The sequence below is a fragment of the Ruegeria sp. YKSF131 genome (assembly GCF_059612645.1).
Window position 1 is genome coordinate 1 of record NZ_JBXWQZ010000097.1, and the last position, 10217, is coordinate 10217.

The window sequence follows — 10217 nt, forward strand, 5'->3', positions numbered from 1 at the left end:
CCTTCGCAAACTTATCCCGCCGCGACGCATTGAATTTGAAAGGCATCACAGCATCCCGCAGTCAAATCAAAGGACCAGCTACGCATCGGAAACGATTTGTGCAACACGCTCGGGGAGGACGAGTATTTTGACGATCTGATGCGCGTGACCAATGGGAACACCGATGAGGCACTCGCGCGGATGGTTATTCGAACCTCGCAGGACTGCCTTCCCTGGATGGAGGCGCACGGGGTGCGGTTTCAGCCTTCGCTGTCTGGCACACTGAGCCTTGGGCGGACCAATGCGTTCTTTCTGGGCGGCGGCAAAGCGCTGGTGAATGCCTACTACCGGAGGGCGCAGGATCTGGGCGTCGAGGTGCGCTATGAGGCCGAGGTGGTGCATGTGGGGATGGCCGAGGGTGCGTTTGCCCATGTTGAGTTGAAGGACGGCACGCACATCCAAGGCCGTGCATTGGTGATTGCCTCCGGCGGGTTTCAGGCCGATCTGGACTGGCTGGCCGAAGCCTGGGGCCCTGCGGCCCGCAACTTCCTGATCCGCGGTACGCCCTATAATCGCGGCGTCGTTTGGCGCGACATCCTGGATCAGGGGGCGGGCAGTGTGGGCGATCCGACCCAGTGTCATGCGGTGGCCATTGACGGGCGCGCACCGAAGTTTGACGGCGGGATCGTCACGCGGCTAGATTGTGTGCCGTTTTCAGTGGTTCTGAACAAGGACGGTCAGCGGTTTTATGACGAGGGCGAAGACGTCTGGCCGAAACGCTACGCGATCTGGGGGCGGCTGGTGGCGGCGCAGCCCGATCAGGTGGCCTATTCCATCATTGATGCACGCGCGCGCGATCTGTTCATGCCGTCGGTTTTTCCGCCCATCAAGGCAGAGACGCTTGATGCCTTGCGGATCAAGCTTGGCCTGCCAGAACAGGCGCTGCGCACCATCGAGGCGTTCAATGCGGCCTGCGGCGACGGGCCTTTCAGTCCGCAGGAATTGGACGGCCTGGCCACCCAAGGCCTCACACCGCCCAAAACCAATTGGGCGCGTCCTTTGGTCGAGCCTCCGTTTTATGCCTATGAACTGCGGCCCGGCGTGACGTTCACCTATCTCGGGCTTCAGGTCGATGAAACCGCGCGGGTGCAGGCGAACGGCGCGCCGCTGCCCAACGTCTGGGCGGCGGGTGAAATCATGGCAGGGTCGATCCTTGGCGAGGGCTATCTGGCCGGGTTCGGGATGACCATTGGCACGGTCTTTGGCCGTATCGCAGGCAGGGAGGCCGCAGCGCATGTCAGCTGAAACAAGGCAAGAGGCCCGCCGGCAGATCGAGATTTGCAATGCGTGCCGCTATTGCGAGGGTTACTGCGCCGTGTTCCCGGCGATCACCCGCCAAACCGAGTTCGCCGATGGAGACATCACCCAACTGGCCAACCTGTGCCACAATTGCCGTGGCTGTTACTACGCCTGCCAATACACCGAACCGCATGAGTTTGCGATAAACCTGCCGCGCATATTGGCAGAGGTGCGTACCGACAGTTGGAAGGAGTTCGCATGGCCTTCAGGGTTTGCGCGGGCCTATGACCGGCACGGTGTTGCCATTGGCGCTTTGGTTGTTCTGTGCCTGTTTGCTTTGATTTTTGCCACTGGGACCTTGCAAAAGACCAACGATGGAGCCGGTTTTTATGCCTACATGAGCCATTCCTTGATGGTCGCCGTTTTTGCGCCCGCCTTTGTGTTGCCTTTTCTTGCTACGTTTGTGTCGCTGCGCCGGTATTGGACGCATGTAGAGGGCGGGCGGATCAGGCTGTGCGACCTAAACCGCGCGATGCGGGACGTGGCAAGCATGCGCAATCTGGCAGGTGGGCAGGGGCAAGGCTGTAATTTCGAAGATGAGGACCGGTTCAGCAATGCCCGCCGCATCGCGCATCAATTAACGATGTGGGGATTTTTGCTGTGCTTTGCATCGACCTCTTCTGGCACAGTACTGCATTATGTTTTTGATATGCCTGCACCCTATGGGTTGTTTAGTTTGCCAAAACTCTTCGGAATACCTGGCGGTCTCATGCTAAGCGCAGGCACCCTCTGTATGGCATCGCTCAAATTGCGGGCCGATGGGAGATTGTCCGATGCCCGTGTGCGCGGCGGCGACATGGCATTCGTCCTGTTGCTCTTTGCTGTCAGCACGTCTGGTCTGTTGTTATATGTCGCTTCAGATTCGGGTCTCGAACCCTATCTCCTCACGCTCCACCTTGCTTTGGTGCTGACATTGTTCCTCACGCTACCATACTCGAAATTCGTCCACGGCTTCTATCGGCTGGCCGCTTTGATCCGAAATGCGGACGGCGCAGGCTGAGCTCGTGCGACGCGAGGCAACTTAAAACGAATGTCTGCAAACCGCGAGAAAGTTGAAATGCACTCAGTCGTAGCGAAATGGCAGCTTTGTCCCGCAACTTGATCCTCGCCAACCAAAGTTTCTCTGCACCATGGCTGAATGGCAGCTATCTCCGCCGCCGCGCAGTGCCATGAACCGAGCACGTGCGGCGATTTTCACGCTGCGTGCGCTCGCGGCGAAGAATTCGAATTCACAGGTTGGGCTCAATCCTGCCATTTGAGGGCGGATTGAGCAATCGCAGCATGGACTGACCCACTTGACGGAAGTCCACATAAGAAAAGCGCCGCCAATGACGCGACCATTTGTTAGGTCGGGGTGCTTACTTGGTGCAGCGCTTTTCGGCGTCTTCGATTGCTGCGGTAAAGCCCAGCAGCGAGAAGGTGTCCTTGGTTTGCGTGCCGCGTTCGGACCGGGCAGTCAGAACAGCCTCGGTTCCGCGTTTCAGCGCGGTGACGATCTTGGCGTCATCTGCATCTGACGCAGGCCAGGCCCACTCACCTTCGGTGAACAGTTCAAACTCGGACCCGTCGACATTCAGGTTCACTGTCGATCCCGGTGCAAACGGATAGCCGCCGGTAAAGGTCACTTGTCCTTTGACCTCGGCATTGGGCCGATAGAACACAAACAACAGGATGTCGCTGCGCCGCACGGATACGACGCGCCCGCCCCGGGTGTTCACGGTTTCCTTGGGGGCCGAAACGCTCCAGCATTCGGTGGGATCATCTTCGACAAAAACGCTCCAGTCCGTTTTTGCAGCAACCCGGTTTGTGCTTGTCGCCTGCTGGGCGATTGCAGAAGTCGCGGCGATGCCTGCCACACACAGGCCCGCAATCGTACGAACGAGCATTGATCCCATTTGTCCAGCCTCCTAGCTCGACCGATACCTCAAATCCATCGGACATGGCTGCGAACCCTTCCGGCCCGTCTATTCCGTTGCGCATTCCGATGATTGCCGACATACACACACTAACGCAGGTTTCGCCACAGGCGAAAGGGCGATTGGCAGAATTTTGCGCATTAATTTCGGAGGTCCAGATGACGCAGCCCGTAGCAATGACAGAACTGTGGCGTGGCAACTTGCTGGAAAGCCTGCATCTGGGCCACGCGGTCATCTGCGACGACTCCGGCCAGATCGTGCGCAGCTGGGGCGACCCGCAGGCGGTTATCTATCCGCGCTCTTCCGCCAAGATGATTCAGGCGCTTCCGCTGGTCACGTCGGGAGCCGCTGCAAAATACGGATTGAACAGCGAACATCTTGCATTGGCCTGCGCGTCACACAACGGGGCTGCGATCCATACCGACCGCGTAACAGCGTGGCTTGATCATCTGGGGCTGAGCGAGCACGACTTGCGCTGCGGGCCACAGGAGCCAGCGGACACTGCCGCGCGGGATCGGCTGATCCTGGCGGATGACACCCCGTGCCAGATCCACAACAACTGTTCCGGCAAGCATTGTGGTTTCCTGACACTGGGTCAGCATATGGGCGCAGGGCCGGAATATCTGGAAATCGATCACCCGGTGCAGCAGGCCTGCCTGTCTGCCATCGAAGAGACGTCAGGCGAAACCAGCCCCGGTTACGGTATTGACGGCTGTTCCGCCCCGAATTTCGCCGTGTCGCTGGCCGGGCTGGCCCGGTCGATGGCATGGTTCGCCAGCGCCTCGGATCGGTCCGACCGTTCCAGCGAGGCGGCGGTGCAATTGGTGGCGGCAATGGTAAAACACCCGGAACTGGTAGCCGGTGAGACCCGTGCCTGCACCGAACTGATGCGCGCCATGAACGGGCGTGTTGCCATCAAGACCGGGGCCGAGGCGGTGTTTGTGGCCATCATCCCGGAAAAACGCATGGGCGTTGCGCTAAAGATCACCGATGGCACCACGCGGGCCAGCGAATGCGCCATCGCCGCTATTCTGGTGAGCCTCGGTGTGCTGGAGGCCGATCACCCGGCCACCCGCAAGTTCATGAACGCCCCGCAATACAGCCGCCGGGGGCTGGAATGCGGCGTGATCAAACCTGCGCCGGGTTTCCCCGGCTAAGGCCCCTACATCTCGATCTCGTGCACCTCGGCCACCTCGACCGAGCCCGAGCCATTGACGACCATCGGACAGCCCTTGGCCATCTCGGTCGCGGCTTCGATACTGTCGGCCTTGATCACGGTAAAGCCCGAGGCCGGGTTTGCGCCGCCATTGTCGACAACCCCGCTGCTGCTGACCGTATAGGACTGTCCGACCGGGTTGCCGGGGATCTCTAACGCTTCGGCCATACCCTGAAACCATGCGCCCCAAGCGGCCATGGTCGCCTCAATCTCGGCGGGGTCGGTCGGGGTGTGTCCCCCGTGATAAACAAACAAATACTGGGGCATATCGCTCCTCCCTGATGAAACCTTATTTGCACTTCGCTTCGAGTTTGCGCAGCGAAGACGTCCAGCCCTGATTGTGGTTCGCGGCTGCTTCGGCATCGGCCAGTTCGCGGTGGTCCAAAACCAAGCGTGACCCTGTGCCCGTCGCTGTGACTGTGAAGGTGACGTGGCTTTCGGCCCCGCGCTGATCCTGATCGTCATGCCAGCCCCAGGTAAACCCCACCGAGTTTGGCGGGTCGACATGCGTGACGTGGCCCGAGACCTTGTATTGCTGACCCTCGCCGTTTTCCATGACCGAATACCACGGGCCGGTGCGCGAGAAATCCAGATTGTGCTCAGGCACGTGCATCCCTTCGGGCCCCCACCATTGCAACAACCGGCTGCCGTCGCTGATCCATACAAACAGATCCTCTGGGCTGACGGGGAAGTCCCGTTCCAGTTTCAGGTCGGCCATGACTTCTCCCTTTCGATAATATCACTGAGGCGATCGAGGCTGCTTTCCCAGAATTGCCGTTTGGAGATCGTCCAGTCGGCAATCATCCGCAGCCCGTCGGACCGGATGGAGTACATCCGTTGGGTGCCCCGCACGCGCTGCTGCACCAACCCTGCCTCGCGCAACACTTTCAGATGGCGCGAAATCGCAGCACCGGACATTCCGCGCCCTTCGATCAGGTCACCGGCGGGCAGTTCGCCCTGCTCCATCAGCTGCTCGACAATCGAGAACCGGGTGGCATCGGACAAAGCGGAAAAGGTGGTCAGAAGCGTGCTCATAACCTCTATTTAACACAAATGTTAAATAATGAAAAGCCCTGTCAGGATTCGGTAAAATCCAAGCGACTGTACCCTTGCAGGTAAAGCAGTGCCGTCAGATCGCCGTGATTCACCCGCACGTCACATTTCGCGGCCACCGACGGCTTGGCGTGAAGGGCAACCCCGGTTCCGGCCCGCTCCAGCATGCCCAGATCATTGGCCCCGTCGCCCACGGCGATCACGTCATTTTCGGACAACCCAAGACGCGTGGAAATCTGCTCAAGCGCCTCGATCTTGGCTTGCCGCCCCAATATGGGACGCGCCACATCGCCCGTCAGTTTGCCATCTGCGGCCAGCAGAGTGTTGGCGCGGTTTTCATCGAACCCCAGCAGCTCTGCCACCCGCGCGGTGAAGGCAGTAAAGCCACCGGACACCAGTGCAGCATAGGCACCGTTGGCTCGCATTGTTGCCAGCAACGCCTGTCCGCCGGGCATCAGGGTGATCCGTTCGCGCAGGACTTTGCCAATGACGCTTTCATCCAGATCCTTCAGCAGACCAACCCGTTCGATCAGAGCACCTTCGAAATCCAGCTCTCCGTTCATGGCGCGGGCGGTGATGTCCTTGACCCTTTCGCCGACGCCAGCCTCATCCGCCAGTTCGTCAATGCATTCCTGCTGGATCATGGTGCTGTCCATATCGGCCAACAGCATCTTTTTGCGCCTCCCCTGTGCGGGCTGCACAATCAGGTCCACGCCCATGCCTTGCAGATCAGCCCAAACGTCCCAGCGATTGGCGGGCATGTCACTCAGCTCAAACTCGACCGCCTCGTCCGGGCTGAGCCACAGGACATCTCCACCGCCCCACGCGTTGCGCAGCGATTCAGGCAGGGCACGGTCCAGCGAGGGTGCAACCGGGTTGGTCAGCAAAGTGGCGACGTACATATTCCAATCTCCAGTGTCATACCCATGCGGGACGGTCAGGGCGTCAACAGTGTTCGACCCTGTTCGGTCAGTTCCCAGCAATTCTGTCCCTCGAATACGGCGACGCCCGTCGGGCGTCCGTATCCGGCCCCCGTGTCCAGATTGATCCGGTTGCCATAATGCGTCGCCTGATCCACAGGCGTGTGACCATGAACGATCAGTTTGGGATGCGGGCCGTGGTAGTCGTGGAAGTCCTGTCTGATCCAGATCAGATCACTTGCCTGCTGTTCATTCAGCGGCACACCCGGACGGATACCCGCATGAACAAAGACAATCTCGGGCGTCTGATGCATCACCACCAGATCGCGCAGGAAGGTCAGGTGCGACTTCGGCACGGCTGTCTGAGCCATACGGTGCAGGTTTTCAAGGCGGATCTGACCTTCGAATTCCACCCCATAGCTGCGCAGGGTGTCGACCCCGCCCAACCTGTCATGCAGCCAGTGGTATCCCACCAACAAATGCGGATCGTGGCGCGGAGTGTCCTCCATGAACCAGGCAAACATGCGGTCGTGATTGCCCAACAGAGTGATCCAGTTCCGGCCAGCATCACGCCCGGCAATCAGGCGGTCAATCAGCCCGCGACTGTCAGGGCCGCGATCCACGTAATCACCAAGAAACACGATCTGAGCATCGGGGCCGCCATCGCTTTGGATCAGAGACAGCGCGCGGTCCAGTTCGGCCACCTGCCCGTGCAGATCACCAATGGCATAGACTGGCAAAGTCATAGAATCCTCCGGCGGTATGAGTCAGCTCGCTTGTGACTCAGATTGCGAAATCAGAGAAGAAAGGACCCGGGTATTCGTATAACCGGGTCCTGAACTGTTTCTTAAACTCAACAGCCGCGATCAGGCGACGTCGAATTCCAGCGGTTTGATCTGCGTGAACAGGCCTGTTTCGGCAAGCTTTGCCCGTGCTTCGGCCGGGACCGGTTCGTCGACATAAAGCAACGCAATCGCTTCGCCGCCAGCCTCTGTACGGCCGAGGGTAAAATTGGCGATGTTAACGTTGTTTTCACCCATGGTCTGACCCAGCGTGCCGATGATGCCGGGCACGTCTTCGTTGGTGGTGTACAGCATATGAGCGCCGACCTCGGCATCGATGTTGATGCCTTTGATCTGGATAAAGCGCGGCTTGCCATCGCTGAACACCGTACCCGCGATCGACCGTTCACGCTTGTCCGTTACGACCGTGACCTTGATATAGCCATCAAAAACACCCGACTTGTCCTGATTGGTGGTCGAGATTTTGATCCCGCGCTCTTTCGCGACCACAGGGGCCGAGACCATGTTCACCTCGGGGTTGAACTTTTTCATGATCCCCGCGACCACCGAACAGTTCAGCGCAGCCAGATTCATTTCAGCGGCCACACCGTCATAGAGGATGTTGATCGCCTTGACCGGCTCATCCGTCATCTGGCCGATGAAGCTGCCCAGATGACCTGCCAGCTTGATCCACGGCCCCATCAGCTTGGCTTCTTCCGCTGTCACGCTGGGCATGTTCAGCGCGTTCTCGACCGCGCCCGTCAGCAGGTAGTTCGAAATCTGTTCAGCCACCTGCAAGGCCACGTTCTCCTGCGCCTCGGTGGTCGCCGCGCCCAGATGGGGCGTGCAGACCACGTTGGGCAGGTTGAACAGCGCGTTATCCTTGGCGGGTTCCTCGCTGAACACGTCAAAGGCCGCTCCGGCAACATGGCCGGATTGCAGCATTTCGGCCAGAGCCACTTCATCCACCAGACCGCCGCGGGCACAGTTGATGATCCGTACGCCCTTTTTGGTTTTGGCCAGATTCTCGCGGCTCAGGATGTTGCGGGTTTGATCCGTCAGCGGCACATGCAGGGTGATGAAATCGGCGCGCGCCAGCAGTTCGTCCAGCTCGACCTTTTCGACGCCCATCTTGGCCGCTTTCTCTTCGCCCAGATAAGGATCATAAGCGATGACTTTCATTTTCAGGCCCAAAGCCCGTTCGCACACGATGCCACCAATGTTACCGGCACCGATCACGCCCAGTGTCTTGTTGGTCAGCTCGATCCCCATGAACTTGGACTTTTCCCACTTGCCCGCATGGGTCGAGGTGCTGGCCTCGGGGATTTGCCGCGCCACGGCGAACATCATCGCGATGGCGTGTTCGGCGGTGGTGATCATGTTGCCGTAGGGTGTGTTCATCACGATCACCCCTTTTTTCGAGGCCGCCTCTTTGTCGACATTGTCGGTGCCGATCCCGGCGCGGCCGATGACCTTCAGCCTGTCGGCTTTTTCCAGAAGGGTCGGTGTAACCTTGGTTGCCGAACGGATGGCGAGGCCATCATATTGACCGATCACCTCGGCAAGCTTGTCTTTGTCTTTGCCCAGCTCGGGCATGAAATCCACGTCGATGCCGCGGTCGCGGAAAATCTGCACTGCGGTTTCGCTGAGATTGTCGGATACGAGTACTTTGGGAGCCATTTTGGTTGGTCCTTTGAATTCTTCAGAGGGTAGCGCGCTGACGCCCGCCTTACATCAGTGATGGGGTAGGCCGGGCTTCAGCCCGGCACATGAAACTCAGGCAGCCTGCGCCTGCGCTTTGATCTCGGTCGCAAAGGCCCATGCCAGCCAGGGCAGCATCGCCTGAATATCCGAGGTTTCAACCGTACCGCCGCACCAGATGCGCAGGCCCGCAGGCGCGTCGCGATAAGCGCCGATATCAAGTGCGATATTCTCGGCTTCAAGTCGCTTGGCGACTGCCTTGGCAAAGGCTGCACCGTCCTGAATACGCGCGTCGGTGAACTTCAGGCAGACCGAAGTGTTCGACCGTGTCGCCTCATCCTCTGCCAGGTTTGCGATCCAGCCGTTCTGGTCGCAGAACGCGTGTACCGCACCCGCATTGGCATCCGCACGCGCGATCAGCCCCTGCAATCCGCCCACCGATCGCGCCCAGTCCAGCGCAAAGAGATAATCTTCGACCGCCAGCATTGACGGCGTGTTGATCGTTGCCCCGGTAAAGATGCCTTCGATCAGTTTGCCGCCCTTGGTCAGGCGGAAAATCTTGGGCAGCGGCCATGCGGGGGTATAGCTTTCCAGCCGTTCAACGGCGCGCGGGCTGAGGATCAGCATCCCGTGGGCCGCTTCGCCGCCCAGCACTTTCTGCCAGCTGAAGGTTGTTACATCCAGCTTGTCCCAGGGCAGATCCATCGCAAAGGCCGCCGAGGTTGCATCGCAGATCGTCAGGCCCTGGCGGTCATCGGCAATCCAGTCGCCATAGGGTACCCGTACACCCGAGGTTGTGCCGTTCCACGTGAACACCACGTCATTTGCGAAATCGACCGAGGCCAGATCAACGATCTGCCCGTAATCCGCGGTCTTCACCTCGGCGTCGATCTTCAGCTGCTTGACCACATCGGTCACCCAGCCGGACCCAAAGCTTTCCCAGGCTAGCATCTCGACCTTGCGCGCACCCAGCAAAGACCACAGCGCCATTTCAACCGCGCCGGTGTCCGAGGCGGGAACGATGCCAATGCGGTAATCCGCCGGAATGCCCAGAATCTCGCGCGTGCCTTCGATGGCCGCCTTCAGCTTATCCTTGCCGACAGCGGCGCGGTGCGACCGGCCCAATGCGGCATCAGCCAGTTTTGTCAGGTCAAATGTGGGGGGTTTGGCACAGGGGCCCGAAGAAAAACGCGGATTTGCCGGCCGCGTCGCCGGTTGTTCGATCGTCATGTGTATTACCCTTCCAGATACACGCCCCTCGTTGGGGAGGGGTGTCCCACGGACAGACCTA

General features: G+C 59.6%; 11 protein-coding genes. 3 read left to right on the forward strand and 8 right to left on the reverse strand.

Annotated features, from left to right (window positions below):
• Window positions 1–138: 138 nt before the first annotated feature.
• Together tcuA and tcuB are read left to right on the forward strand one after the other, a co-directional pair.
• Entirely contained in the window at window positions 139–1284 is a 1146-nt protein-coding gene (tcuA, locus tag AC2FLZ_RS20980; protein WP_496715411.1) for an FAD-dependent tricarballylate dehydrogenase TcuA, read from the forward strand.
• Complete coding sequence (gene tcuB, locus AC2FLZ_RS20985) at window positions 1274–2338, forward strand: tricarballylate utilization 4Fe-4S protein TcuB (protein ID WP_496715410.1); 1065 nt, start codon at window positions 1274–1276, stop codon at window positions 2336–2338. The genes tcuA and tcuB overlap by 11 nt, the downstream gene beginning before the upstream one ends.
• A 358-nt stretch (window positions 2339–2696) precedes the next feature.
• Here tcuB and AC2FLZ_RS20990 read toward each other — a convergent pair whose 3' ends face one another.
• Window positions 2697–3233, reverse strand: coding sequence for an invasion associated locus B family protein (locus AC2FLZ_RS20990; protein WP_480474205.1), 537 nt, complete (start codon window positions 3231–3233; stop codon window positions 2697–2699).
• Between the two features lie 179 nt (window positions 3234–3412).
• On the opposite strand from AC2FLZ_RS20990, the gene AC2FLZ_RS20995 reads away from it, so the two are divergent.
• Window positions 3413–4411, forward strand: a complete 999-nt coding sequence (locus tag AC2FLZ_RS20995) for an asparaginase (protein WP_480554431.1) — start codon at window positions 3413–3415, stop codon at window positions 4409–4411.
• Between the two features lie 5 nt (window positions 4412–4416).
• On the opposite strand, the gene AC2FLZ_RS21000 is transcribed toward AC2FLZ_RS20995, so the two are convergent.
• From AC2FLZ_RS21000 to AC2FLZ_RS21030, 7 genes are all read right to left on the reverse strand, one after another.
• Window positions 4417–4737, reverse strand: a complete 321-nt coding sequence (locus AC2FLZ_RS21000) for a YciI family protein (RefSeq protein WP_267364302.1) — start codon at window positions 4735–4737, stop codon at window positions 4417–4419.
• A 22-nt stretch (window positions 4738–4759) separates the two neighbouring features.
• Entirely contained in the window at window positions 4760–5188 is a 429-nt protein-coding gene (locus AC2FLZ_RS21005) for an SRPBCC family protein (RefSeq protein WP_480554430.1), read from the reverse strand.
• Entirely contained in the window at window positions 5176–5505 is a 330-nt protein-coding gene (locus tag AC2FLZ_RS21010; protein WP_480493917.1) for an ArsR/SmtB family transcription factor, read from the reverse strand. The genes AC2FLZ_RS21005 and AC2FLZ_RS21010 overlap by 13 nt, the downstream gene beginning before the upstream one ends.
• A 41-nt stretch (window positions 5506–5546) precedes the next feature.
• On the reverse strand, window positions 5547–6425 hold the full coding sequence (serB, locus tag AC2FLZ_RS21015) for a phosphoserine phosphatase SerB (protein WP_480554427.1): 879 nt from the start codon (window positions 6423–6425) through the stop codon (window positions 5547–5549).
• Window positions 6426–6460: 35 nt separating this feature from the next.
• On the reverse strand, window positions 6461–7189 hold the full coding sequence (locus tag AC2FLZ_RS21020; RefSeq protein WP_480605532.1) for a metallophosphoesterase family protein: 729 nt from the start codon (window positions 7187–7189) through the stop codon (window positions 6461–6463).
• Between the two features lie 120 nt (window positions 7190–7309).
• Entirely contained in the window at window positions 7310–8905 is a 1596-nt protein-coding gene (gene serA, locus AC2FLZ_RS21025; RefSeq protein WP_496882725.1) for a phosphoglycerate dehydrogenase, read from the reverse strand.
• Window positions 8906–9001: 96 nt separating this feature from the next.
• Window positions 9002–10156 carry a phosphoserine transaminase gene (locus AC2FLZ_RS21030; protein ID WP_496882726.1) on the reverse strand — a complete coding sequence of 385 codons (1155 nt, stop codon included), beginning with the start codon at window positions 10154–10156 and terminating at the stop codon, window positions 9002–9004.
• Window positions 10157–10217: the final 61 nt, after the last annotated feature.

Bases quoted from the DNA above. Each gene is read 5' to 3' on its own strand.
- tcuA (WP_496715411.1), top strand. From the start codon at position 139: ATGCGCGTGACCAATGGGAACACCGATGAGGCACTCGCGCGGATGGTT.
- tcuB (WP_496715410.1), top strand. From the start codon at position 1,274: ATGTCAGCTGAAACAAGGCAAGAGGCCCGCCGGCAGATCGAGATTTGC.
- AC2FLZ_RS20990 (WP_480474205.1), bottom strand. From the start codon at position 3,233: ATGGGATCAATGCTCGTTCGTACGATTGCGGGCCTGTGTGTGGCAGGC.
- AC2FLZ_RS20995 (WP_480554431.1), top strand. From the start codon at position 3,413: ATGACGCAGCCCGTAGCAATGACAGAACTGTGGCGTGGCAACTTGCTG.
- AC2FLZ_RS21000 (WP_267364302.1), bottom strand. From the start codon at position 4,737: ATGCCCCAGTATTTGTTTGTTTATCACGGGGGACACACCCCGACCGAC.
- AC2FLZ_RS21005 (WP_480554430.1), bottom strand. From the start codon at position 5,188: ATGGCCGACCTGAAACTGGAACGGGACTTCCCCGTCAGCCCAGAGGAT.
- AC2FLZ_RS21010 (WP_480493917.1), bottom strand. From the start codon at position 5,505: ATGAGCACGCTTCTGACCACCTTTTCCGCTTTGTCCGATGCCACCCGG.
- serB (WP_480554427.1), bottom strand. From the start codon at position 6,425: ATGTACGTCGCCACTTTGCTGACCAACCCGGTTGCACCCTCGCTGGAC.
- AC2FLZ_RS21020 (WP_480605532.1), bottom strand. From the start codon at position 7,189: ATGACTTTGCCAGTCTATGCCATTGGTGATCTGCACGGGCAGGTGGCC.
- serA (WP_496882725.1), bottom strand. From the start codon at position 8,905: ATGGCTCCCAAAGTACTCGTATCCGACAATCTCAGCGAAACCGCAGTG.
- AC2FLZ_RS21030 (WP_496882726.1), bottom strand. From the start codon at position 10,156: ATGACGATCGAACAACCGGCGACGCGGCCGGCAAATCCGCGTTTTTCT.